The sequence below is a fragment of the Nocardioides alpinus genome (assembly GCF_900112035.1).
GTDB classification, from domain to species: domain Bacteria; phylum Actinomycetota; class Actinomycetes; order Propionibacteriales; family Nocardioidaceae; genus Nocardioides; species Nocardioides alpinus.
The window spans coordinates 132,039-154,950 of the sequence record NZ_FOKC01000010.1; the positions used below are offsets into that span (position 1 = coordinate 132,039).

The 22,912-nt window shown below is 72.0% G+C and carries 23 protein-coding genes; 4 read left to right on the top strand and 19 right to left on the bottom strand.

The annotated features are described in order from the left end of the window. Positions 1-36: 36 nt before the first annotated feature. The gene (locus BM127_RS17760) at positions 37-780 is read right to left on the bottom strand and encodes an ABC transporter permease (RefSeq protein ID WP_091200715.1); all 744 of its coding nucleotides are present in this window, start codon (positions 778-780) and stop codon (positions 37-39) included. Between the two features lie 76 nt (positions 781-856). Further along, on the bottom strand, positions 857-1,558 hold the full coding sequence (locus tag BM127_RS17765) for an ABC transporter permease (protein ID WP_091200717.1): 702 nt from the start codon (positions 1,556-1,558) through the stop codon (positions 857-859). Positions 1,559-1,561: 3 nt separating this feature from the next. On the opposite strand from BM127_RS17765, the gene BM127_RS17770 reads away from it, so the two are divergent. Next, positions 1,562-2,581 carry an ABC transporter ATP-binding protein gene (locus BM127_RS17770; protein ID WP_091200719.1) on the top strand — a complete coding sequence of 340 codons (1,020 nt, stop codon included), beginning with the start codon at positions 1,562-1,564 and terminating at the stop codon, positions 2,579-2,581. Between the two features lie 83 nt (positions 2,582-2,664). Here BM127_RS17770 and BM127_RS17775 read toward each other — a convergent pair whose 3' ends face one another. From BM127_RS17775 to hpt, 9 genes are all read right to left on the bottom strand, one after another. Then, positions 2,665-3,747, bottom strand: coding sequence for a GNAT family N-acetyltransferase (locus BM127_RS17775; RefSeq protein WP_091200721.1), 1,083 nt, complete (start codon positions 3,745-3,747; stop codon positions 2,665-2,667). Between the two features lie 204 nt (positions 3,748-3,951). Then, complete coding sequence (locus tag BM127_RS17780) at positions 3,952-4,569, bottom strand: hypothetical protein (RefSeq protein ID WP_091200723.1); 618 nt, start codon at positions 4,567-4,569, stop codon at positions 3,952-3,954. Positions 4,570-4,578: 9 nt separating this feature from the next. Then, positions 4,579-5,070 (bottom strand): DUF3180 domain-containing protein, encoded by a 492-nt coding sequence (locus tag BM127_RS17785; protein ID WP_091200725.1) that lies wholly within the window; start codon positions 5,068-5,070, stop codon positions 4,579-4,581. A 93-nt stretch (positions 5,071-5,163) separates the two neighbouring features. Further along, a complete protein-coding gene (gene folK / locus BM127_RS17790; RefSeq protein ID WP_091200727.1) occupies positions 5,164-5,733 on the bottom strand; it encodes a 2-amino-4-hydroxy-6-hydroxymethyldihydropteridine diphosphokinase in 570 nt (189 codons plus the stop codon). Further along, positions 5,726-6,100, bottom strand: coding sequence for a dihydroneopterin aldolase (folB, locus tag BM127_RS17795; protein WP_091200729.1), 375 nt, complete (start codon positions 6,098-6,100; stop codon positions 5,726-5,728). The genes folK and folB overlap by 8 nt, the downstream gene beginning before the upstream one ends. After that, positions 6,093-6,896, bottom strand: a complete 804-nt coding sequence (gene folP / locus BM127_RS17800; protein ID WP_091200731.1) for a dihydropteroate synthase — start codon at positions 6,894-6,896, stop codon at positions 6,093-6,095. Before folP ends, folB begins: the two co-directional genes overlap by 8 nt. A 32-nt stretch (positions 6,897-6,928) precedes the next feature. Further along, positions 6,929-7,549 carry a GTP cyclohydrolase I FolE gene (folE, locus tag BM127_RS17805; RefSeq protein WP_091200733.1) on the bottom strand — a complete coding sequence of 207 codons (621 nt, stop codon included), beginning with the start codon at positions 7,547-7,549 and terminating at the stop codon, positions 6,929-6,931. Further along, positions 7,546-9,612 carry an ATP-dependent zinc metalloprotease FtsH gene (gene ftsH, locus BM127_RS17810; protein WP_372476575.1) on the bottom strand — a complete coding sequence of 689 codons (2,067 nt, stop codon included), beginning with the start codon at positions 9,610-9,612 and terminating at the stop codon, positions 7,546-7,548. The genes folE and ftsH overlap by 4 nt, the downstream gene beginning before the upstream one ends. A gap of 102 nt (positions 9,613-9,714) precedes the next feature. Then, positions 9,715-10,266, bottom strand: a complete 552-nt coding sequence (gene hpt / locus BM127_RS17815) for a hypoxanthine phosphoribosyltransferase (protein ID WP_091200737.1) — start codon at positions 10,264-10,266, stop codon at positions 9,715-9,717. A 166-nt stretch (positions 10,267-10,432) separates the two neighbouring features. On the opposite strand from hpt, the gene BM127_RS17820 reads away from it, so the two are divergent. Continuing rightward, on the top strand, positions 10,433-11,389 hold the full coding sequence (locus BM127_RS17820; RefSeq protein WP_157829605.1) for an alpha/beta hydrolase: 957 nt from the start codon (positions 10,433-10,435) through the stop codon (positions 11,387-11,389). 1 nt (position 11,390) lies between these two features. Here the strand turns inward: BM127_RS17820 and tilS are convergent, their stop codons facing one another. From tilS to dacB, 3 genes are read right to left on the bottom strand one after another with little or no spacing between them, the layout of a single operon-like run. After that, positions 11,391-12,371, bottom strand: coding sequence for a tRNA lysidine(34) synthetase TilS (gene tilS, locus BM127_RS17825; RefSeq protein WP_091200741.1), 981 nt, complete (start codon positions 12,369-12,371; stop codon positions 11,391-11,393). Further along, positions 12,368-13,384: a zinc-dependent metalloprotease gene (locus tag BM127_RS17830; RefSeq protein ID WP_091200743.1), complete on the bottom strand. Its 1,017-nt coding sequence runs from the start codon at positions 13,382-13,384 to the stop codon at positions 12,368-12,370. Before BM127_RS17830 ends, tilS begins: the two co-directional genes overlap by 4 nt. 9 nt (positions 13,385-13,393) lie before the next feature. After that, on the bottom strand, positions 13,394-14,863 hold the full coding sequence (dacB, locus tag BM127_RS17835; RefSeq protein ID WP_175507441.1) for a D-alanyl-D-alanine carboxypeptidase/D-alanyl-D-alanine endopeptidase: 1,470 nt from the start codon (positions 14,861-14,863) through the stop codon (positions 13,394-13,396). 54 nt (positions 14,864-14,917) lie between these two features. Here dacB and BM127_RS17840 point away from each other — a divergent pair, with 54 nt between their 5' ends. Beyond that, the gene (locus tag BM127_RS17840) at positions 14,918-15,514 is read left to right on the top strand and encodes an inorganic diphosphatase (protein WP_091200747.1); all 597 of its coding nucleotides are present in this window, start codon (positions 14,918-14,920) and stop codon (positions 15,512-15,514) included. A gap of 60 nt (positions 15,515-15,574) precedes the next feature. Here the strand turns inward: BM127_RS17840 and lon are convergent, their stop codons facing one another. The 4 genes from lon to BM127_RS17860 form a co-directional block, all read right to left on the bottom strand. Then, positions 15,575-17,938, bottom strand: a complete 2,364-nt coding sequence (gene lon, locus BM127_RS17845) for an endopeptidase La (protein WP_091200749.1) — start codon at positions 17,936-17,938, stop codon at positions 15,575-15,577. Between the two features lie 273 nt (positions 17,939-18,211). After that, positions 18,212-18,790 carry a hypothetical protein gene (locus tag BM127_RS17850; RefSeq protein ID WP_091200751.1) on the bottom strand — a complete coding sequence of 193 codons (579 nt, stop codon included), beginning with the start codon at positions 18,788-18,790 and terminating at the stop codon, positions 18,212-18,214. 7 nt (positions 18,791-18,797) lie between these two features. Further along, the gene (locus tag BM127_RS17855) at positions 18,798-19,463 is read right to left on the bottom strand and encodes a class I SAM-dependent methyltransferase (protein WP_091200754.1); all 666 of its coding nucleotides are present in this window, start codon (positions 19,461-19,463) and stop codon (positions 18,798-18,800) included. A gap of 13 nt (positions 19,464-19,476) precedes the next feature. Further along, entirely contained in the window at positions 19,477-21,525 is a 2,049-nt protein-coding gene (locus tag BM127_RS17860; RefSeq protein WP_231263175.1) for an acyl-CoA dehydrogenase family protein, read from the bottom strand. Between the two features lie 35 nt (positions 21,526-21,560). Here BM127_RS17860 and BM127_RS17865 point away from each other — a divergent pair, with 35 nt between their 5' ends. After that, the gene (locus tag BM127_RS17865) at positions 21,561-22,424 is read left to right on the top strand and encodes a sulfotransferase domain-containing protein (protein WP_091200756.1); all 864 of its coding nucleotides are present in this window, start codon (positions 21,561-21,563) and stop codon (positions 22,422-22,424) included. A 37-nt stretch (positions 22,425-22,461) separates the two neighbouring features. On the opposite strand, the gene BM127_RS17870 is transcribed toward BM127_RS17865, so the two are convergent. Further along, positions 22,462-22,912 (bottom strand): C40 family peptidase (locus tag BM127_RS17870; RefSeq protein ID WP_175507442.1); only part of this gene is annotated, 451 nt, incomplete at its 5' end.

The following is a 22,912-nucleotide window of genomic DNA, read 5'->3' on the forward strand; positions in this document are numbered from 1 at the left end:
CCCGCGACCTGGCGGTCACGCGTGTCCGGTCACTGCTCACGTGGTTGCGGGCAGTGGGCTGGTGGGGAGTGCATCGTCGTGCTTCTTCTTGGCCGTGCGCGGCACCGGGTCGATCGCCCGCTGCGCGAGCGCGGCCAGCACCTCGAGGATCATCGCCACCACCGCGACAACCACGGCTCCGGCGATTCCCTTCCCGTAGTTGCTGTTGGCGAAGCCGTCGGTGATGATCCGGCCGAGCCCGGGACCCGCGACGAGCGCCGCGATCGTGGCTGTTGCCCAGACCTGCACCAGCGCCAGGCGTACGCCGCCGGCGACGAGCGGCATCGCGAGCGGGAGCTCGACGCGGCGGAACTGCTGCCAGCCGGTCATGCCCATCCCCCGGGCCGCCTCCTTGACCTCGCCGGCGACCTCGCGGATCGCGACGTAGGTGTTGGTGATGATCGGCGGGAGGGCGAAGAGGGTCAGCGCGATCAGGGTCGCGATGCCGGCGCGGCCGAACGGGCCGAAGGTCGCGATGCCCGGCCACTCGGCGGTCACCAGAAGCGCCAGGAGCGCGAAGGTCGGGATCGCCCGGCCCACGTTGGAGATGTTGATCGCGAGGAAGCCGCCACGTCCGATGTGCCCGAGCCACATGGCGAGCGGGAGCCCGATCGCCAGGGCCAGCACGAGCGCGGTGCCGGTGAGCAGCAGCTGCTGGACGAGGTAGCCCCAGATGCCGCCGGTGCCGGTCCAGCTGCTGCCGTCGGACAGGTAGGCCCACACGTCACTGAAGACTCTCATCCGCGTACTCGCTTCGCTCCGTGCGCGGCTGAGGCACGTCTGATGCGGTGCTCGATGACTCGCTCGCTGCGCTCGCTCATGCGCTCACCCGCGTCCGGGTCCACGGCGTCGCCAGTCGCTGGGCGCCGACGATGAGCACGTCCAGCAGGACCGCGATGACCACGCAGAGCACGCAGGCGGCCATCAGCTCGGCCTTGAAGTTGGTGAGGACGCCGTCGGCGATGAGGTTGCCCAGCCCGCCGTGGGCGACCAGCGCGCCGACCGTGGTCAGGGCGACGGTCGACACCGTGGCGACCCGCAGGCCGGCCATCATCACGGGCAGCGCCAGTGGCAGCTCGATCTTCATCAGCTGGCTCGTACGTCCGTAGCCCAGACCGCGCGCCGATTCACGTACGTCGTCGGGCACCGACGCGAGGCCGTCGAGGACGCTGCGCACCAGGATCGTCAGCGCATAGAGGGCCAGGCCGAGCACGACGGTCGTCGCGGTGATGCCGGTGAACGGCACCAGCAGCGGGAAGAGCGCCAGCGACGGGACGGTGTAGAGGGCGGTGGAGACGCCCATGATGGCCGTCTCGAGCCGGACGTAGCGGCGCGCGAGGAGCGCCATCGGGAAGGCGATCGCGACCCCGAGGAGCACCGCGCTGATCGTGATCAGCAGGTGCTGGACCGTGGCGTCGACGAGCTCGGTGCGGTAGTCGGAGAGGTAGGCCGGGCACCACCAGTCGTTGACCGTGCGGTTGTAGCAGCTGGGCTCCGCTGCACTCACCAGTAAGGTCACTGCATGGACGCTACCGTCTCCTCGGCGACGCCGACCTCACCCGTTGCGGCGAACGCCGACTCGATGATCCGGCTCGAGGGCGTGGGCAAGACCTACCCCGACGGGACCGTCGCGGTGCACGAGCTGGACCTCGACGTGGCCCGCGGCGAGATGGTCTGCCTGGTCGGGCCGTCGGGCTGCGGCAAGTCCACGACCCTGAAGATGATCAACCGGTTGATCGAGCCGACCACGGGCCGGATCTGGCTGGACGGCAAGGACGTCACCGACGTCGACCCGGTCGAGCTGCGCCGCGGCATCGGCTACGTCATCCAGCAGATCGGGCTCTTCCCCCACCAGCGCATCGAGCAGAACGTGATGACCGTGCCGCTGCTCTACGGAGAGTCGAAGTCGACCGCCCGCGAGCGCGCCCACGAGCTCCTCACGACCGTCGGCCTCGACCCCGAGCAGTACGCCCGTCGCTACCCGCACGAGCTCTCGGGCGGTCAGCGCCAGCGCGTCGGCGTCGCCAGGGCGCTGGCCGCCAACCCGCCTGTACTCCTGATGGACGAGCCCTTCGGCGCCGTCGACCCGGTCGTGCGCGGCCGGCTCCAGGACGAGTTCCGCCGGCTCCAGGCCGAGCTCGGCAAGACCGTGGTGCTCGTGACCCACGACATCGACGAGGCGATCCGGATGGGTGACCGCGTGGCCGTCTTCGCCGGCGGCGGGCGGCTCTCGCAGTACGCCACCCCGGCCGAGCTCCTCGCCCACCCCGCCGACGAGCAGGTAGCCGACTTCGTCGGCGCCGGCGGCCTGCGGACCCTGACGGTGACCCGGCTCCGCGAGGAGCACCTCGAGCCCCTCGACGGCGTCTCGACCGGCGACCTCGGCTCGGCGATCGACATCGACTCCTCGCTCGAGGACGCCCTCACCGCGATGCTGCGCGACGACAAGCCGATGATCGGCGTACGCCGCGGCGCCATCTTCCTCGGCGTGCTCACCCCGGCCGGGGTGCACCGGGCGCTGCGGGAGTCGCTGAAGTCGTAGGTGGGTGTCGCGACCACCGGCTGCCCGGTGGTTGCTGGGGTTCCTGTCCGTTGCAACGGGCGGGAGGCGTACGAAAGGGACTGTCAGGTGACCGGTACCTGCCGGTGCCATGACTCCGTGACGTACTTCGTGCCCCATCCCATGGCGGTGTAGAGCCCGTCGGCACCGGTCGGTGAGTCGGCGTCGACCTCCAGCCCGACGCGGTCGCGCTGTCGCGAGGCGGCGTCGGCGATGATCGTGCGGAGCAGCCCGGTCGCCACGCCGCGGCCGCGGGCGGACTCGAGGACGCCGAGGTAGGAGACGTACGACCCGTCGGGGCCGTTGCTCGACTCGCTCACCGTGCCGATGAGCGCACCGGCCGGCTCGACCTCGTCACCGTCGACGATCTCCGCCAGCCACCAGTGGTCCCAGCGGTGGCCGGGATCCTCGCGCAGGCGGTGGATGAACTCGTGGAACGTCTCCTCCGCCGAGTTGAAGTGGTCGGTGAAGGCGCCCTCGAGCACGTCGTGGATCGCGCGCAGGTCGGCCTCGGAGGGCATGCCGTCGCCCTGGCGCTCCACCAGCCGGAAGACGACGCCCTGGCGCTCCCACCGGGTGGGGTCGGGGACCAGTTCGGCCTCCGCCGCCTCGACCGAACGGCTCATCTGCCACCACGTGCGGACCCGGTCGAAGCCCGCGTCGGCCAACCAGGCGTGCTGGCGCTCGTCCTCGGCGAAGGCGCCGGTGTCGATCTGCTGCTCGGCCAGGCCACGGGCCGCGCCCACCGATTTCGCCTGGGCCTCGGCCCACTCGAACAGGACGTCGCTGCACCGGTCGGCCAGGTGCTCGTCGAGCTCACGGTCGACGACGTGGACGAAGAGCATCCGGCCCTCGGCGCGGTCGTGCACGCTCCCCCACGCCCGGATCGTGCCCTCGGGGTCGCGTACGACGAGGTTCTCGCGCATGGCCGTGCCGTGCGCGGAGATCTCCACCAGGACGTCGTCCTCGCCGGCTCCTGCCCAGCCGCGACCGACGCGCTCGTGGCCGCGCAGCAGCTCGGTCAGGCGGGCGACGGTCGCGGCGTCGGTGGGGTCGGGGGTGTCCGCCAGCCAACCCGCAGGGAGGCCGGGGTCCTCGGGAAGGACGTCGTCGGGGTCGCTCTCGAACCGGTTGTCCTCAGGGATCACGAGGCGACATTCTTCCGCACGCTTCGGCTTCGCCGCTCGGGCGGTGCGTGACGCAGGTTGTGGGCCGCCCGAACCTGTCTCACCCACCGACGCGCGGTGGGCGTACTGCTGGGCGGTGCGTGACGCAGGTTTCGGGCCATCCGAACCTGCCTCACTCACCGCTCGCGGATGGATCACCCGGGCGGACGGCGTACGGCGTACGGCTCAGGCGCTGCGGTGCCCGCGGCGCGCGGCGGCGGCGTGGAGCGCCTCGACCTCGGAGCGCAGGACGTCGATCTCGGACTCGAGCTCGGCGACCGTGACGATGGCCTCGGCGGCGCGGGTCTCGGCGTCGTCGCGACCCTGCTCGGCAGCGGCGCGACCCTGCTCGGCGGCGGCGGCGCGTCGCGCCTCCTGGCCGCGCTTGAGGGTCTGCTCGGCGGCGTTCTTCTGCGCCGACGACAGGGCACGCTCGAGCACGTCGAGGGCTTCCTCGCGGTCGGAGATCTTGCGCTTCATGTCAGCGGCGAAGGCCGCCGACTCGGCCGTACGACGCTCCGTCAGGGCGCGGTACTCCTGGGCCTGGGCGGCCCGGTCCTGCGCGGCCTCGCGGCGGGCGACCATCAGCTCGGAGTGGGTGATGCGGGTCGCAGCTGCGCCGGCGAGCACGGCCACGACAGCGGCGACGGCGGTGAAGCCGGCCGAGGAGGACGCCAGGGCGCCGATCACGATCACAGTCGCGAGGGCGAGCAGGCCGACGGCGACCACCAGGCGCGTGCTGCGCTGGCGGCGACGAGCGGGCGTGCGTGACGCCTGTGACTGGTGGGGCTGCGGGGAAGGCATGGGGTCAGACTAGGGCTGCGACCGGCCGCCGTCCGCGCGACACGCGCGCTCCAGCACGAGCGAGGCAAGGGTCACGCCCAGCGCTCCCAGCGCCGCGACGGCCGATCGGAGGATCCACCGGTCGGCGTACTGGGACGCGTCGCCCAGCCAGCTGACCGCGTACCCGACGTAGCCGGCGGCCACGACGGTGCCGCCCAGCGCACACGCACGGGCGAGCACGAGACGGTTGACGGCCTGCTGCGGCTCGAGGCGTTGCCCGCGCACCTGCACGGTCTGCCACGTCTGCCAGGCGAGGAATCCCATGATCCCGGCGACCAGCACCAGCGCCAGGACCTGGGGCCACGACACCAGGGGCGGACGGCCGGCGATCCGACTCAGCGCCGGGTGGATGCCCCACCCGATCACCAGCCCCGCGACGGCACACACGGTGAGCGCCCGGGCCGAGGTGGGGCGGAGCGTCCCGCGTGGCTCCGGAGGCTCCTCCGGACCGGACTCGCTCACGCGCGGTCCCAGCAGCGTCGTGGGGTGCTCACGCGGGGTCCCCGCGGCGTCGTGAGGGGGAGCGCAGCGGAGGAACAGGACGTCGTGGGGTGGTCACTCGACCTCGAGGGCCAGGTCCTCGCGCTTGCGGACACCCGTCGAGTCGGTCGCCTCGAGCAGGTCGGCGATCGGGCCGAGCTCAGGGAAGACCGCGTCGGGCTCGAGGTCGTACCACGGCTGGAGCACGAACGCGCGCTGGTGGGCGCGGGGGTGCGGCAGGCGCAGGAAGTCCTCGTTGGAGCGACGGTCGCCCACCACGATGAGGTCGACGTCGAGGGTGCGCGGCGCGTTGCGCACGTCGCTGCGCTCGCGCTCGAAGGCGTCCTCGACCGCCAGCGCCCGCTCCATCAGCCGGGCGGCCGGGAGCGTGGTGTCGGCCAGGAGCACGGCGTTGAGGTAGGGGCCGGAGTCCCCGGGCGCGTCGACGGGGTCGGTCTCGTAGACCGGCGAGACGCCGGTGACGAAGAAGTCCGGGGTGTCGGCGAGCGCCTCTACGGCGCCCTGGAGGGCGGCCATCCGCTCACCCAGGTTGGACCCCAGGGCCAGGACCACCCGACGGATCGGGTGCATCTCACCGGTGAGGGAGTCGGCATCCACGATGTTGGGGTTGGGGGTCTCAGTCATGAGCGTTGCCTCGCGTTCTGGTGATCGTCAGCGCGACGTCCGAGAACGTCGCGTCGATGGGTGCATCAGGTTTGTGGAGCGTGACTCGCGCCCATTCAACACGACTGTCCGTCAGGCACGAGTCCGCGATGCGCTGGACGACGGTTTCTATCAGGTCGACCGGGTCCCGCTCGACGGCAGCCTTCACGTCGGCGACCAGGCTGCCGTAGTTGACCGTGTCCGCCAGGTCGTCGGAGGCCGCGGCGGCGCGGGTGTCGAGGCCCAGGACGAGGTCGACGACGAACGTCTGGCCCTCACGCTTCTCGAAGTCGAAGACCCCGTGGTGCGCCCAGCACTCGATGCCCGTCACGGCGAGCTCGTCAGTCATGGGTGCTCCTCAGTGCGTCGACGACGGCTAGCGCGTCACGGGTGGCTCGTACGTCGTGCACGCGCAGGCAGTCGACGCCGCGCAGCGCCAGGAGGGCGACCAGGGCCGCATGGGCGTGCTCGCGCTCGTCGATCGCGCGCGGGACGCCGCCCTCGGCGAGCAGGGTGCCGAGGAACGACTTGCGGCTCGCCCCCACGAGCAGCGGGCAGCCCAGCTCGTCCAGCACGTCGAGCGCGGCGAGCAGCTGCCAGTTGTGGCCGGGCTGCTTGGCGAAACCCAGTCCCGGGTCGAGCAGGACCCGCTCGCGCGGGACACCGGCGGCCTCGATCGAGGCGAGCCGCTCGCCCAGCTCCCGGCGTACGGTCTCGACGACCCCGTCGGGGGCGTAGTCGGTGAAGTCGCGCATCCGGTCGGCGTGGGCCCGCCAGTGCATCGCGACGTAGCGCGCCTCGCTGCCGGCGACGACGGCGAGGATCCTCGGGTCGGCGAGTCCGCCGGAGACGTCGTTGACGATGCGGGCGCCGGCGTCCAGCGCCGCCTCGGCCACCTCGGCCCGCATCGTGTCGACCGACACGAGGGCGCCCGCACCCACGAGCTCGCGGATCACGGGCACGACGCGGTCGAGCTCCTCCGCGACGAGCGGCCGGGTCGCGCCGGGACGCGTGGACTCGCCGCCGATGTCGAGGATGTCGGCACCCTGGGCGAGCAGCGACCGACCGTGGGCGACCGCACTCTCGGTCGTGTCGTAGCGACCGCCGTCGGAGAACGAGTCGGGGGTGACGTTGACGATCCCCATCACCCGGGGAGCCTGTGGCCGGGCGGCCACGGTCACCTGGTGCCGGAGTGGATCAACGCCATCGCCTCGGCGCGCGTGGCCTGGTTCTTGAGGAACGAGCCGCGCACCGCCGACGTGATCGTGCGGGCACCGGCCTTCTTGACGCCGCGCATGGTCATGCAGAGGTGCTCGGCCTCGATCACGACGATGACGCCGCGCGCCTCGAGGATCTCCATGAGCGAGTCGGCCACCTGCGTGGTCAGCCGCTCCTGGACCTGCGGGCGCTTGGCGTAGACGTCGACGAGTCGAGCCAGCTTGGACAGGCCGGTGATCTTGCCGGTCCTGGCGGGGATGTAGCCCACGTGCGCCACCCCGGTGAACGGCACGAGGTGGTGCTCGCACATCGACCAGAGCTCGATGTCGCGCACCAGCACCATCTCGTTGTGCCCGAGGTCGAAGGTGGTGGTGAGCACGTCGTGGGCGGTCTGCCGGATGCCCTGCGTCAGCTCGGCGTACGCCCTCGCGACGCGCGCCGGCGTGTCGAGGAGGCCCTCACGGTCCGGGTCCTCCCCCATCGCGGCCAGCAGCTCGCGGATCGCCGCCTCGGCCCTGGGGTGGTCGAAGGCCGGGATGTCCTCCGGCGCGCGCTCAGGGGTGGAGACGGGGTCGGTCATGGTGCCTCCGGGCTCGGCGGGGTGGGGGTGTCGGGGCCGAGCGGAGGCGTGCCGTGGATGTCGCCCCCGGCGCCGGGCGGCGTGAGGATCGCTCCGGGACCGCGGGTGTCGGACTCCTGCGCAGCCGCGGCGTCGGTCACCCGGTCGCGGATCTCCTGCGGGATGTCGACCGGCGGGATCGACGACGGCACCCGCTCCGGCGAGCCCGTCCAGGCCGGTCGCGCCGGGCTCATGTCGAGCGCCTCGAAGATCTCCGCGATCTCGGCCTTGTCGAGCGTCTCCTTGTCGAGGAGCGCCAGCACCAGCGAGTCCAGGACGGGGCGGTTGCGCTCGAGGATCTCGAAGGCCTCCTGGTGGGCGTGGCCGAGCAGTGCCTTGACCTCGCCGTCGACCGCGGCGGCGGTCTCCTCGGAGTAGTTGCGCGTGTGTCCCATGTCGCGGCCCAGGAACGGCTCGCCGCCACTGTCGCCGAGCTTGACGGCACCGAGGCGCTCGGTCATGCCGTACTGGGTCACCATCGCCCGGGCCAGGTTGGTCGCCTTCTCGATGTCGTTGCCGGCACCGGAGGTGACGTCGTGGAAGATCAGCGCCTCCGCAGCCATCCCGCCGAGCATGTAGGAGAGGTTGTCGAGCATCTCGCTGCGGGTCTGGGAGTACTTGTCGCGGTCGGGCAGCACCATCGTGTAGCCCAGTGCGCGACCGCGCGGCAGGATCGTGACCTTGTGCACCGGGTCGGTGCCGGGCAGCGCCGCGGCGACCAGGGCGTGGCCGCCCTCGTGGTAGGCGGTGATGAGCTTCTCGCGCTCGCTCATCAGGCGCGTACGACGCTGCGGGCCGGCGATCACGCGGTCGATCGCCTCGTCGAGCGAGGCGTCGGTGATCAGCTTCTCGTTGCCGCGGGCGGTGAGCAGCGCGGCCTCGTTGAGCACGTTGGCCAGGTCGGCGCCGGTGAAGCCGGGCGTACGGCGGGCGATGCTCAGCAGGTCGATGTCCTGCGCGATCGGCTTGCCGCGCGAGTGGACCTTGAGGATCTGGTGGCGGCCGTTGAGGTCGGGGGCGTCGACCTGGATCTGGCGGTCGAAGCGGCCGGGGCGCAGCAGGGCCGGGTCGAGCACGTCGGGCCGGTTGGTCGCCGCGATCAGGATGACGCCGCCGCGGACGTCGAAGCCGTCCATCTCGACGAGCAGCTGGTTGAGGGTCTGCTCGCGCTCGTCGTGGCCGCCGCCCATGCCGGTGCCGCGGTGGCGCCCGACGGCGTCGATCTCGTCGATGAAGACGATGGCCGGCGGGTTCTCCTTGGCCTGCTCGAAGAGGTCGCGGACGCGGCTGGCACCGACGCCGACGAACATCTCGACGAAGTCGGATCCGGAGATCGAGTAGAACGGGACGCCCGCCTCGCCCGCGACTGCGCGGGCGAGCAGGGTCTTGCCGGTGCCGGGAGGGCCGTAGAGCAGGACGCCCTTGGGGATCTTGGCGCCGACGGCCTGGAACTTGGCCGGGTCGGTGAGGAACTCCTTGATCTCGCCGAGCTCCTCGATCGCCTCCTCACACCCCGCAACGTCGCTGAACGTCGTCTTGGGCATGTCCTTGGTGATCAGCTTGGCCTTGGACTTGGCGAACTGCATGACGCCGCGTCCACCGCCGCCACCGGCCTGGTTCATCAAGAAGATGAAGAGCAGGATGATCAGCGCGAACGGCAGGAGCGTCGCGAGGAGCGAGCCGAGGAAGCTCGGCTGCGGCATGTCGGAGTTGTAGCTCTCGATCGTGCCGGCGGCCTTCTGCTCCTGGACGGCGGCCAGGAGGCCTTCCTGCTGCCCGTCGATGTAGAACGCGACGACCTTGTTGCCGGCCTCACGGGCGCCGTCGTCGAGGGTGGCGCGGATCTCGAAGTCGACGCCGTTGAACTCGATCTCCTCGACCTTGCCGTCGTCGATGTAGCTGGAGAGCGTCGAGGTCTCGACCTCGTCGTAGCCGTCGCTGGGCGCGAGGAACTGGATCGCCAGGAGCACCGCGAAGGCGGACAGGACGATCCACAGCCAGGGACCCTTGAATATGCGCTTCACAGGCAACTTTCACCGGTTCGGAGTTGGTGGGGCGACGCTACAGGCCGCTCGGGTGGCCATTGTTTCAGGCGGGGTGAAGCGGGGCGCCGGGACCGGCGCCGTTCAGGAGTAGACGTGGGGCGCGAGGGTGCCGATGTCGCGCAGGTTGCGGTAGCGCTCGCGGTAGTCCAGGCCGTAGCCGACGACGAACTCGTTGGGGATGTCCCAGCCGACGTACTTCGGCTCGACGGGCATCGACAACGCCTCCGGCTTGCGCAGCAGCGTGGCGATCTCGACGCTGGCCGGGCTGCGGCTCGACAGGTTGTTGACCAGCCAGCTCAGGGTCAGGCCGGTGTCGATGATCTCGTCGACGATCAGCACGTCCCGCCCGCTGATGTCGGTGTCGAGGTCCTTGAGGATCCGCACCACGCCGCTCGACTTGGTGCCGGAGCCGTAGGAGCTGACCGCCATCCAGTCCATCTCCAGGTGCCCGGGCATCGCGCGGGAGAGGTCGGCCATCACCATCACCGCGCCGCGCAGGACGCCGACGACGAGCAGGTCCTTGCCGGCGTAGTCCTCGGTGATCTGGGCGGCCATCTCGGCCAGTCGCTGCTGGATCTGGGCCTCGGTGAAGAGGACGTTGACCAGCTCGTGCTCCACGTGGGACGAGTCCATGGCTGCAGCCTAGGGCCGCACGGCGCGCAGCGCCGATCCGGTCCGGTCCGGTCCGGGTGCGGTCCGCGGTGTTTCACCCGTGACAGGGGGTGCGGGACGCGGGTCGGGAGTGCTGGGGTGGCCGCAGTCCGTCATGCACCCGCGAGAGCGGGCGGAAGGAGACACGATGGCGCCGATCCCGACGACGAGCCCGCCGCGGTGGCACACCTGGACCGACGTGGTGATCGGTGGCGCGTGGCTGGTGGTGGCCGCCTGGGTCTGGACCACCCGCGCCGACACGCTGCTGGCGGGCCACCCGGCGTACGCCGTCGCGATCACGGTGGCGGGACTGGTCGGGGCGCTGGTGCTCGTAATGGCGTTGCGCACGACGGGCGGCGGGCCGCGGCGTCGGTGGGTGGCGGTGACGTTGCGCGTGGTCGGCGGGCTGCTGTCGGTGGTGGTGCTCACGGCGCTCGTCTGGCTTCGTCCCTTCCCGGCGTCCGAGGTGGCCGTGGCGGCGATGGAGGGCAGCGACGGCGTACGTGTCCACGACTCCCCCACGCGGATCACCCTGGCTCCGGACGGACCCGCCCCGACCACGGGTCTGGTCTTCCAGCCCGGTGCTCGCGTGGACCCGCGGGCCTACGTGGCGCTGCTGGCCGAGGTGGCCCGCTCCGGCCACCTCGTCGTCGTCGTCAAGCAGCCGCTCGGGATCGGTTTCACGGCCCTGGGGACACCCGAGGAGATCATCGAGGACCACCCGGAGGTCGACCGGTGGGCCGTGGGCGGGCACAGCCTCGGCGGGGTCGTCGCCGGCATCTTCGCCCGCGACCACGACCTCGACGGCCTCCTGCTGTGGGCCTCCTTCCCGAGCGAGTCCCTGGCCCGGCGCGACCTGGTGGCGTCCTCCATCAGCGGCACCGAAGACCTGCTCACCACGCCCCGGGACATCGAGGACAGCAGGGCGGACCTGCCGCCCGGGTCGACCTTCGTCGCTGTCGAGGGGGCTGTGCACGCCTTCTTCGGCGACTACGGCGAGCAACCCGGCGATGGTCGGCCCACCGTGTCCCGCGACGAGGCCCAGGCCCGGATCGTGGCCGCCAGCGTGCTGCTCCTCGACGAGCTGTCCCGCCCCACCGACTGACTCAGCCGTCCGCCCGGACGAACGCCAGGCAGCCGTCGCGACGCAGCGCGCGGAGGTGGCCCGGGAGGTCGACCCAGCGCTGACCCCGCCAGTCCACGAGCAGCCGGTCGACCTCCAGCACGTGCCCGCGGGTGAGCTCGGAGGGAGGTACGCCGGCCGCGAGCGCCGCGCGGTGGAGGACCCGGTGGCGCAGGGCGGGCGCAGCGCTCGCCAGGACCGCGACGGCCAGACCGCCCTCGCGACCGGCCTCGGACAGGAGGCTCCGGGCCAGCTCGTCGAGCAACGCCGTGTCCTCGCGGAGCTGGTCGGCGGTGCGGGCGAGCGCCTCGGTGATCCCGGGTCCCAGCTCGTCCTCCAGCAACGGCAGCACCCGCTCGCGCACCCGGACCCGGGTGTAGGCGGGGTCGTGGTTGTGCGGGTCGTCCCAGGCGTCGAGCCCCTCGACCCGGCAGGCGGTGACGGTGTCAGTTCGGCGTACGCCGAGCAGCGGGCGCGCGAAGACCCCGTACGCCGGTCGCATTCCCTGCAGCGACCTCCCGCCCGATCCGCGGGTCAGGCCGAGCAGCACGGTCTCCGCCTGGTCGTCGAGGGTGTGCCCGAGCAGCACGACGCTCGCGGACAGCCGGCTGGCGACCTCCTCCAGGACCGCGTACCTCGCCTCCCGTGCGGCCGCCTCGGGCCCCAGGCCCGAGGTCGCGTCGACCTGGACGCGAGCGGTGAGCGTCTCGTCGACCCCCAGCCGCGCGAGCTGGACGACGACCTGCTCGGCCTGGTCGGCGGAGCCGGGCTGCAGGCCGTGGTCCACCGTCACCCCGACGATCCGCAGGCCGCGCTTGCGGCCCTCGAAGACCGCCGCGGAGGCGAGCGCCAGCGAGTCGGCCCCGCCGCTGCACGCCACCGCGACGACGTCGCCCGCAGACAGCCCGGACAGCGCCGCGCGGACCGGGAGCCGGACCGCCGCGACGGCGGGGTGAAGCGTCACAGCACCCGGGCGACCCACGCGTCGGGGTCAGAGATCTCGGCCTTGGACGGCAGGGTCTCGGGTCCGGTCCAGACGGCGTTGAACTCCTCCATGCCGACCTTGTCGACGACGTGGCGGACGAAGATCGCACCGTCGCGGTACTGCGCCATCTTGGCGTCGAGGCCCAGCAGCTTGCGAAGCATCCGGTCGAGGGTGCCGGCGCCCTTGCGGCGCTGGTTGAACTTCTTGCGGATCTGCTCGACCGAGGGGATGACCGTCGGCCCGACGCCGTCCATGACGACGTCGGCGTGGCCCTCGAGCAGTGACATCACGCCGGTCACCCGGTCGAGGATCTCCTTCTGCTCGGGCGAGGAGACGAGGTCGAGGATGCTCCCGTCCCCACCGCGGATCGCCGCGGCGCCGCGGCGTACGCCCTCGAGGATCGCGGTCGGCTCGATGGTGTCGGCGACGGCGTTCATCTGGGTCAGCAGGTGCTGACCGAGCCACGGGTTGGCGGTGAACTGCACCCGGTGGGTCTCCTCGTGGAGGCACACCCAGAGGCGGAAGTCGTGCGGGTCGGCGTGGAGCTCGCGCTCGACGTGGACGATGTTGGGGGCGACCAGGAGCAGCCGGCCGTGCGGGTCGAAGAAGGGATCGAACTGCCCGAGCACCTTGGTGCCGAGGAACCCGAGCATCAGGCCGACCTCGCCCCCGGTGACCCGGGAGCCGATGGCCTCGGAGAACGCCGACGGGGCGCCCTTCTTCTCGGTGAGCTTGTCGACGATCGGCGAGAGGATCTTGGCGAAGCCGTCGGCGTTGGCCTGGATCCAGCCCGCCCGGTCGACGACCAGCACCGGCGCGGTGCCGGCGGTGGTGCGGAGCCCGGTGAACTCGCTGACGAGCGGGGTGGAGCGGTCCGCGCCCTCACGCAGCTCGACCACGGCTGCGGCGGCCTCGTCGGCCGACACCTCTGGGCCGGGGCCGGCGATCCGGGAGCCCACGGTGACGGCGAAGTCCCAGTCGACGAGGTTCATAGCGCGACCCTAGCCGGGGGTTCGTGAGCAGGTGCAGGCCGCGAGGGCGGCGGCCGCGCGGTCGATCGCGTCCTGGGCGTCGTACCGGTCCTCGTCCTTCACCTTGTCCGCGGCGAACACGAACGCCATCGACGCACCGTCGCGCCCGACGGCGATCCCGGCGAGCGCGTGCACGCCGGTGAGGGTGCCGGTCTTGGCCCGCACCAGCCCGCGCGCGACGGCGGGGCCCTCGTCGAAGCGGTACGTCAGGGAGCCGGTGAACCCGGCGACCGGCAGCCCGGTCACCACGCTGCGCATCGCCTCGCCGTCCGGTCCGGCGGCGTGCTGGAGCAGGCCGAGCAGCGTGCTGGTCGAGATCCTGTTGCGGCGCGAGAGGCCGGAGCCGTCGTACACCTCGCCGCTGACATCGATGCCGAGACCGCCGAGGGTGTCGAGGACGCCTGCCGCCCCGGCCTCGAACGACCCTGTTCCGGAGGTCGCGAGGCCGACCTGGTGCGCCAGGACCTCGGCGCCCTCGTTGTCGCTGACGTCGAGGACCCGCTCGGCGATCTCGCCCAGCGGCGCGCTCTCGACGGCGGCCAGCTCCTCCGCCCTGGGCGGCGCGACGACCCGCCGCGGGTCGCCGACCAGCGTGACGCCGGCGGCGGCCAGGGCGTCGGCGAATGCGCGAGCGGCGGCCAGGGAGGGGTCGTCGGAGCGGGAGAGCCCGTCGGGCTCGATGCCGCTGTCGACCATTAGGGAGGTGATCGGGCTGACGATGTCGTCGGGCACGTAGTCGCGTCGCCAGGCCGGGTTGTCGGTCGGGCCGGTGAACAGGCTGTCGTCGAAGCGGACCTTCACGCGGCCCTTCCCGCCGAGGGCGTCGGCGGCGGCGAGGGCCAGCGTCGCGACGTCGGCGCGGGCCGGGTAGGTGGCCTCAGCCTCGGCGACCGTCAGCGGCTGGCTCGCGAGCAGCGGGTCGCCGCCGCCGACCAGCACGACCTCACGCGGCCCCACGCCCCGCACCACGCGGGTCGTGAACGTCTGGTCGGGGCCGAGGGTGGCGAGCGCGGCGCCGACGGTCAGCAGCTTGGTCGTGGACGCCGGCAGGTAGCGGCCGTCGCCGGAGGTCCAGGTCTCCGAGCCGGGCGTCAGCGAGGTCACCGCTCCCACGACGTGGCGCCCGAGGTCGGGGTCGGCGAGGTCGGGGGTCACGGCCGACGCCACCCGGCCGGGAGCGATGGGCGCGGACGCGTCGACCGCCGCCGCGACCGGAGCGGGCGTGCTCCACCCGGGCAGGTCGAGCCCGGCCGGCGGCAGCACCGCCTCCGGCTCGGTCAGCGGGTCGGCGGCCAGGCCGGGGAGGTAGCGCGGGCCCCACTCGTAGTGGTAGGCGCCGACGCCTGCGGCCAGCAGCGCGAGCACGAGGACCGTCGGCAGCCACACCCCGACGAGGTGGCGTACGTCACGTTGGCGTTTCGACCCTCTCGCTTCGCGCATCGGGACCATTGTGCGCGACACTGCCCCCACGACAACGCGTCGGGTTCTTCCCTGATGCGGCAGAGTGGACTGATACGGCCCGACGGCGTGCCGGAGAAGGTGGAGGAAGACGTGCTCGAGTTCGACGTGCTGGTGGAGATCCCCAAGGGTGAGCGCAACAAGTACGAGGTCGACCACGAGAGCGGTCGACTCCGCCTCGACCGGATGCTGTTCACCTCCACCGCCTACCCCGCCGACTACGGCTTCATCGAGAACACCCTCGGCCAGGACGGCGACCCGCTCGACGCGCTCGTGATCCTGCAGGCGCCGACGTTCCCGGGCTGCCTCATCGCCTGCCGCGCGATCGGCATGTTCCGCATGACCGACGAGGCCGGTGGCGACGACAAGGTGCTGTGCGTGCCGGCCCACGACCCCCGCCTGGAGCACCTGCGCGACATCAACCACGTCTCCAAGTACGACCGGCTCGAGATCCAGCACTTCTTCGAGGTCTACAAGGACCTCGAGCCCGGCAAGTCCGTCGAGGGCGCTGACTGGGTCGGTCGCGTCGAGGCCGAGGCCGAGGTCCACGCCTCCTTCGAGCGCTTCAAGACCGAGGGCCACGGCAACGACCTCGACAACATCGCCGACGAGAGCCTCGGCGAGGACAGCTGAGCTTCGGCCCGCCGCTGCAAGGCCGGGTTGGTGCAACAACCCGGCGTCACAGCGCTTCCGTCAGGCGGCCCGGTGCGCGCCCTCTGGCGCCTCGGCGGCCGGTGCCGGCTCGAGGGCCTCGGCGAGGATCTCGGTGACCCGCCCGACCGGACGTACGTCCAGCTCGCCCAGGAGCTCGGCAGGTACGTCATCGAGGTCCGGACGGTTGCGCTCGGGGACGAACACCGTCGTCAGCCCTGCGCGCTGCGCGGCGAGCAGCTTCTGCTTGAGCCCGCCGATCGGCAGCACCCGACCCGCGAGCGACACCTCACCGGTCATGCCGACGTCGGAGCGCACGGGTCGTCCGGTGAGCAGGGACACGAGGGCGGTCACCATCGTGACGCCTGCCGACGGACCGTCCTTCGGCACCGCGCCCGCCGGGAAGTGCACGTGGATCGACTTCTCGAACGCCGCCGGCTCGATGCCGAGCTCCACCGCGTGCGCACGCACCCAGGAGAGCGCGATCGAGGCCGACTCCTTCATCACGTCGCCGAGCTGGCCGGTGACGGTGAGGCCGGCCTTGCCCTCGGCCACGGACGTCTCGACGTAGAGCACGTCCCCGCCCAGACCGGTGACGGCCAGGCCGGTGGCGACGCCGGGCACGTCGGTGCGCTCGTGGCTGTCCGGCGTGAAGCGCGGTCGCCCGACCAGGCCCTGGAGGGCGTCCAGGTCGATGTCGATCCGGTCGACCTCCCCGGTCGCCAGCCGGGTGGCGGCCTTGCGGAACGCCTTCGCCAGCAGCCGCTCCATCTGTCGTACGCCGGCCTCGCGGGTGTAGTTGGCGGCGATCTCGCCGAGCGCGTCGTCGGACACGGTCACCTCGTCGGCCGTCAGCGCGGCCCGCTCGAGCTGCCGGGGGATGAGGAAGTCCCGGGCGATGGCGACCTTGTCGTCCTCGGTGTAGCCGTCGATCGTGACGAGCTCCATCCGGTCCAGCAGGGCCGAGGGGATCTGCTCGACGACGTTGGCGGTCGCGATGAAGAGCACGTCGGACAGGTCGAGGTCGAGCTCGAGGTAGTGGTCGCGGAAGGTGTGGTTCTGCGCCGGGTCGAGCACCTCCAGGAGCGCGGCGGCCGGGTCACCGCGGAAGCCGTCGGCCCCGACCTTGTCGACCTCGTCGAGGAGGACGACCGGGTTCATCGAGCCGGCCTCCTTGATCGCGCGCACGATCCGGCCGGGCAGGGCGCCGACGTACGTGCGGCGGTGGCCACGGATCTCGGCCTCGTCGCGCACCCCACCGAGGGCCACCCGCACGAACTCCCGCCCCAGGGTGCGTGCCACCGACTCACCGAGCGACGTCTTGCCGACACCGGGAGGACCGGCGAGGAGGATCACGGCTCCGGAGCCGCGGCCTCCGACGACCTCCAGGCCGCGCTCGGCCCGCCGGGCCCGCACCGCGAGGTACTCGGTGATCCGGTCCTTGACCTCGTCGAGGCCGTGGTGGTCGGCGTCGAGCACGGCGCGCGCGGCCGTGACGTCGGTGGAGTCCACGGTGCGCACGTCCCACGGGAGCTCCAGGACGGTGTCGAGCCAGGTGCGGATCCAGCCGGCCTCCGGGTTCTGCTCGCTCGAGCGCTCGAGCTTGTCGACCTCGCGCAGCGCGGCCTCGCGGACCGCCTCGGGCAGGTCGCTGCCCTCCACGCGGGCGCGGTAGTCGTCGGAGCCGTCGGGCTCACCCTCCCCGAGCTCCTTGCGGATCGCCGCGAGCTGCTGGCGCAGCAGGAACTCGCGCTGGCTCTTCTCCAGGCCCTCCCGGACGTCCTGGCCGATCTTGTCGTTGACCTCGTCCTCGGCGTCGTACGCGCGGGTCCACTCCACCAGCAGCCGCAGCCGATCCCCCACGTCGGGGGTCTCGAGCACCTGGCGCTTCTGGTCGTCGGAGAGGTACGGCGCGTAGCCGGACATGTCGGCCAGGGCGTCGGGGTCGCTCACCTGACGCACCGTCTCGATCACCTGCCACGCCTCGCGGCGCTCCAGGATCGCGACGACGAGCGTGCGGTACTCCTGCGCCAGGGTCTGGAGCTCATCGGTGAGCGGCGTCGCGGCAACGGCCTCGGCCTCCACCCAGAGCGCGGCACCGGGTCCGGTCACGCCCGCCCCGATGGCCACGCGGCGCTCCGCGCGGAGCACGGCGGCCGGCTTGCCGCCGGCGAAGCGGCCGACCTTGTCCACCACGGCGACGACACCGTGGGTGGCGTAGCGGTCCTCGAGCCGCGGGGCGACCAGCACCCGGGTCGGCTCGCCGTCCGGCTCGGAGTCGTGCGCCAGGCGCGCGGCATCGATGGCGGCGCGGGCTGCGTCGTCGAGCTCGATGGGCACGACCATGCCGGGCAGCACGACCGTGTCGTGGAGGAACACCACAGGGAGGGAGAGGTTCTGCGTCATGTCGGGTCCAACGCGTCGCACGGCGGCGTCGATACCCCGCGGGGTTTCGCCCAGCGCGAACGCCGAGCTGACGCTTGTGCGCACGCACCACCCGCCCAGTTGACGCTTGTGCGCACACATCACCCGCCCAGTTGACGCTTGTGCGCACGCACCACCCGCCCAGTTGACGCTTGTGCGCAGGCGCGTGGAAACAAGCGTCAGGTCGGCACTGTCCCGGCGCACACAAGCGTCAGGTCGGCACTGTCCCGGCGCACGCAAGCGTCAGGTCGGCACTCAGACCTGCGACAGGTGTGCCTCGACCGCCCGCGCCACCTCGAGGTGGATCTCGGCAGTGCGTACGGCGTCCCCGGGCGTGGCCATGCCGTGGTCGGCATCAGGCACCTCCAGCACGGCGCAACCGTTCTCGGCCAGCTCGTGGGCGATCGCCGCGTCCCACAGATCGTCGCCCCGTCCGCCGACGAGCAGCTGCCGGCCGGCGTTGGCCGCGATCGCCTCGGACACCTCCGGCTCCACGAGGAGCGGGGTGAGCCAGATCGCGTCGAGCCCGCGCTCGGCGGCGTACGACGCTGCGCGCGTGCCGAGCGACTTGCCGACGAGCAGCACGTGGTCAGCGTCCTCCTCGACGAGCGCCGCCTCGACGTGCCGGCGTACCCATGCTTCTGGGTCCTCGTCGCCGCGGGTCGTGCTGTCCCACCAGATCTGCTGGACGGTGAAGCCGTGCTGCAGCAGGGCCAGGCGGGCGAAGTCGAGCAACGGGGCGCTCGGCGGGTAGGCCCGGCCGGGGGCGACGAGGGCGAGCCCGCGACTGGGGCCGGTCGGCTCCCAGCGGGTCGGCAGTCCTCCGAATGTCATCGCCCGATCATGCACCGCGGACGGCGCGGAAGTAGCCCAGCGCCCCGTGGAGCGCCAGGTCGACCTGGTCGCAGCCGGCCTCGCCCAACCAGGCGCGGGCCTCGGCGGAGGTGCACATCGGGCCGAGGATCCCCGCCCGAGTGCCGGCCCTGCGCAGGGGGACGTAGCGCTGACCTGTGTCGGTGAAGAGCGAGCTGCCGGTGATCACACCGCCCGGAGCGAGCACGCGCACCATCTCGCCGATCGCGCGGTGCGGGTCGGGGAAGCAGTGCAGTCCGGTGAAGGAGACGACGAGGTCGAAGGTGCCGTCGTCGAAGGGCAGCTCGCCCACGTCGGCGAGCGCCGGGGTCACCTGGTCGGCGACGCCGAGCCGCTGCGCCGCTGCCTGCGCGCGGTCGAGCATGGTGGTGGAGATGTCGGCCACGACGACGTCGAGGCCCTGCCCGGGACGTACGCCCCGCAGCGCCACACCGGACCCGGTCGGGACGTCGAGCACCCGCCCCCCGGCGGGCAGGGTGCCGAGCTCGGCCGCGGCCTCGTGCAGCAGCGTGAGGTCGCTGCCCATGCCGACCCGCCAAGCGGCCCGTCCGACGGGTCCGGAGTCGACGAGCCAGGGGTAGACGTAGGACCACAGCGGGTCCTCGCTCCAGCCGCCGAGCCCGGGCAGCCTCATGTCGGCCCCGGCCTCACCCGAGGAGCTCCTCGGCGCGCAGCACCTGCTCCGGCACGCCGAAGGCGTCCACGAGGTCGACGGCGAGCGGGCGGAGCTTGCGGCACAGCGCGTTGATCTCGCGGCTGATCGCCTTGGAGCGGGCGCTGGAGAGGCGCCCGTGCTCCATGAACCACGCGCGGTCCGCCTCGATCGTCCTGAGCGCGTGCAGGTCGCAGAGCAGGTTGAGCGCGACCTTGAGGTCGCCGTCGGGGAGGGCAGCCGTCCTGGCGACGAAGGCCTCGAGCACCAGTCGCTCGGTGTGTGCGCGGGCGGCGGCGATGACGTGGTCCTGCACCCGGGAGAAGACGGCGCCGGGGTTCATCCCCTGGTCGATGCCGCGCTTGAGGCGGCGTGCGACCCCGCCGATCATGTGCTCCTCGCGGAAGCGCAGCATGGCCAGCTGGTAGTTCGGGTCGAGCAGACCGGCCTCCTGGTCCCAGGTGTCGCCCCCGGGGAGCAGGTCGCGCACGGACTGGACGAGCTTGTGCACCGCGGTGCGCTCGACGACCGTCTCGACCGCCAGGCCGGCCACGAAGCGGGCCATGCCGAGCTGGTCCATGTCCTCGAACTCGCCGGCGTAGTCGGTCAGCAGGCCCTTGGCGACGAGCTGGAGCAGGACGTGGTTGTCGCCCTCGAAGGAGGTGAAGACGTCGGTGTCGGCCTTCAGCGCGGTGAAGCGGTTCTTGCTGATGTAGCCGGCGCCGCCGCACGCCTCGCGGCACTCCTGGATCGTCGCAGTCGCGTGCCAGGTGCCGAGCGCCTTCGTGCCGGCGGCCCGGGACTCGAGCATCCGGCGGGCGTGCTCGTCGTTGCCCGCCTCGGTCGGCCCGGGGCCGGAGAAGACCTCGTGCAGCTGGTCCGCGACGACCTCCTGCGCGAAGTGGAGGGCGTACGTCCTCGCGATGAGCGGGAAGAGCCGACGCTGGTGCATGCCGTAATCGAGGAGCAGCTGCTCCTCGTCGGTCGAGGTGGCCTCGAACTGGCGGCGGCGCGCGGCGTAGCGGGTGGCGATGGTCAGCGCGACCTTGGACGCGTTGATGCCGGCACCACCGACGCAGACACGTCCCTGGACGAGGGTGCCGAGCATCGTGAAGAACCGCTTGCTGGGGTTGTCGATCGGCGAGAGGTAGCGGCCCTCGGGCGTCACCTCGGCGAACTGGTTGAGCAGCGCGGTGCGCGGCACCCGCACGCCGTCGAACCAGATGCGGCCGTTGTCCACGCCGTTGAGGCCCATCTTGGGCCCGCAGTCCTCGATGCGTACGCCCTCGAGCACCCGCCCGCCCTCGCGGATCGGGACGACGAACGCGTGCACCCCGTGGCGTACGCCGTCGACCTCGAGCTGCGCGAAGACCGCAGCGAGCGCGGCGTGGGCGGCGGCGTTGCCGATGTAGTCCTTGCGGCTCTCGTCGTCCGGGGTCGTGATCACGAACTCCTCGGTGGCGGCGTCGTACGTCGCGACGGTGCCGAGGGCCTGCACGTTGGAGCCGTGCCCGGACTCGGTCATCGCGAAGCAGCCCATGGTGCGGCCACTGACGAGGTCGGCGAGGTGGGCGTCGTGGTGGGTCCTGGTGCCGAGCTGGAGGATCGCGCCGCCGAACAGGCCGAACTGCACGCCGACCTTGACCAGCACCGAGAGGTCCCCGAAGGCGAGGGTCTCGAAGGCGGCGATCGAGGCGCCGATGTCGCCACCACCGCCGTACTCCTCGGGGAAGCCCATCCCGGTCTGGCCGGTCCCGGCCATCATCACCACCACGTCCTTCACGCGCTCGCGGAAGTCGGCGGTGGACATCTCCTCCTCGTCGAGGAGGATCTGCGCGTGCTCGGCGAGGTTGGCGCGCACGAGGTCACGGACCTCGGCGTAGCGGCCGTCGAGCACGGCCCGGAGCGCGTCCACGTCGACCTCGGGCTGGCGGTAACCCTTCGCGTCCGCGTGGACGGCGTCCTCGTCGACGGTGACCGCGTCCTTCTCGGGCACGACGGTGGGCATCTCGTCGGTGATGGGCGCTGCCTCGTTGGTGGCCATTCTCCAAAGGTAGCGATGGGGGTAGGTTCTCGGCGATGAACGTGTCCGAGCCCACCCCGCTGGGCGAGATGGCCTACAACTACGCCGTCGTCGGGGTCCAGAAGGGCGGTACGTCGACGCTCGCGGTGACGCTCAACCAGCACCGCCTGGTGTGCCAGCCGCCGGACAAGGAACGCCACTACTTCGACGACGAGACCGTCGACTGGTCGGCGCCCGACTACGCCCGCGACTATGCGGCCCCGCGCCGGGCGCCGATCCACCGCCTGGTCGGCGATGCCACGCCCACGTACCTCTACTGGCCGCGGGCGCTTGAGCGGATGCGCGCGTACGACCCCGGCATGCCGCTCATCGCGGTGTTCCGCGACCCGCTCGAGCGGTTGTTCTCGCACTGGGTGATGCTGCGCTCGCGCAACCTCGCCTGGCCCGACTGGCCGGACTTCCTCACCGAGTGGGCGCACACCTCACTGCCCGACGCCGTGCCCACCGACGTACGCACGATGCGGTGGCGGCACATGACCGGGCTGGCCCGCGGGTTCTACGGCGAGCAGCTGCAGCGCGGCTTCGAGCTGTTCCCCCGCCAGCAGTGGCTGCTGCTCGAGATGCGCGACATGCTGGGGAACTTCGAGCAGACCGTCCACCGCACCACCGACTTCCTCGAGCTGCCGCGCTTCGAGCGAGTGCCGCCGCTGAAGAACTGGCACGCCGGGGCCGACCAGATCCCCGGGACCGCACCCACCGCGGACGACCTCGAGCGGATCGCCGAGCTGTACGCCAAGGACCTCGCGCTCTTCGAGGAGCTGTCCGGCATCGACACCTCGGCGTGGCCGACGCGGCTGGTCCTCGACGGCGACCTCGATCCCGGCGAGCTCGCCGCGAGGTTCGCCCGCAAGGTCAGGTGAATCGCGCGCCCCTACCCACGACCCGTCGCAACGGGGGTCAGGGGCGCGCGAAGAAGGTGGGTGCCCGCCAGGCGTACATCGACTCCTGGCTGACGTTCCTGCCGGTGCGGGGTGCGTGGATGATCTGGCCACCGCCGATGTAGATCGCGACGTGGTAGATCGAGCTCGCACTGCTCGAGGATCCCCAGAAGACCAGGTCGCCGGGGACCAGCTGGCTGGCGGTGATCCTGGTCGACTGCGTGTACTGCGCGACCGAGTAGTGCGGCAGGGACTTGCCGCCGCTGGCCCAGGCCGCGGCCGTCAGGCCCGAGCAGTCCCACGAGTCCGGGCCGGCGGCGCCGTACTCGTAGGGCTTGCCGAGCTGTGACTGCGCGAAGGCGATGGCCGCCGCGGCGTTGCCGCTGGGGGCCGGAGTGGGCGTCGGGGTGGGGGTAGGGGTCGGCGTGGGCGTCGGCGTCGGCGTCGGCGTCGGGGCGGGAGTCGGGGTC

Bases quoted from the DNA above. Each gene is read 5' to 3' on its own strand.
- BM127_RS17780 (WP_091200723.1), bottom strand. From the start codon at position 4,569: ATGCCTTCCCCGCAGCCCCACCAGTCACAGGCGTCACGCACGCCCGCT.
- folE (WP_091200733.1), bottom strand. From the start codon at position 7,549: ATGACCGACCCCGTCTCCACCCCTGAGCGCGCGCCGGAGGACATCCCG.
- BM127_RS17820 (WP_157829605.1), top strand. From the start codon at position 10,433: ATGGCGCCGATCCCGACGACGAGCCCGCCGCGGTGGCACACCTGGACC.
- folK (WP_091200727.1), bottom strand. From the start codon at position 5,733: ATGACTGAGACCCCCAACCCCAACATCGTGGATGCCGACTCCCTCACC.
- lon (WP_091200749.1), bottom strand. From the start codon at position 17,938: ATGACGCAGAACCTCTCCCTCCCTGTGGTGTTCCTCCACGACACGGTC.
- dacB (WP_175507441.1), bottom strand. From the start codon at position 14,863: ATGCGCGAAGCGAGAGGGTCGAAACGCCAACGTGACGTACGCCACCTC.
- BM127_RS17830 (WP_091200743.1), bottom strand. From the start codon at position 13,384: ATGAACCTCGTCGACTGGGACTTCGCCGTCACCGTGGGCTCCCGGATC.
- BM127_RS17860 (WP_231263175.1), bottom strand. From the start codon at position 21,525: ATGGCCACCAACGAGGCAGCGCCCATCACCGACGAGATGCCCACCGTC.
- folP (WP_091200731.1), bottom strand. From the start codon at position 6,896: ATGGGGATCGTCAACGTCACCCCCGACTCGTTCTCCGACGGCGGTCGC.
- hpt (WP_091200737.1), bottom strand. From the start codon at position 10,266: ATGGACTCGTCCCACGTGGAGCACGAGCTGGTCAACGTCCTCTTCACC.
- folB (WP_091200729.1), bottom strand. From the start codon at position 6,100: ATGACTGACGAGCTCGCCGTGACGGGCATCGAGTGCTGGGCGCACCAC.
- BM127_RS17760 (WP_091200715.1), bottom strand. From the start codon at position 780: ATGAGAGTCTTCAGTGACGTGTGGGCCTACCTGTCCGACGGCAGCAGC.
- BM127_RS17855 (WP_091200754.1), bottom strand. From the start codon at position 19,463: ATGAGGCTGCCCGGGCTCGGCGGCTGGAGCGAGGACCCGCTGTGGTCC.
- BM127_RS17850 (WP_091200751.1), bottom strand. From the start codon at position 18,790: ATGACATTCGGAGGACTGCCGACCCGCTGGGAGCCGACCGGCCCCAGT.
- BM127_RS17865 (WP_091200756.1), top strand. From the start codon at position 21,561: ATGAACGTGTCCGAGCCCACCCCGCTGGGCGAGATGGCCTACAACTAC.
- BM127_RS17770 (WP_091200719.1), top strand. From the start codon at position 1,562: ATGGACGCTACCGTCTCCTCGGCGACGCCGACCTCACCCGTTGCGGCG.
- BM127_RS17840 (WP_091200747.1), top strand. From the start codon at position 14,918: ATGCGGCAGAGTGGACTGATACGGCCCGACGGCGTGCCGGAGAAGGTG.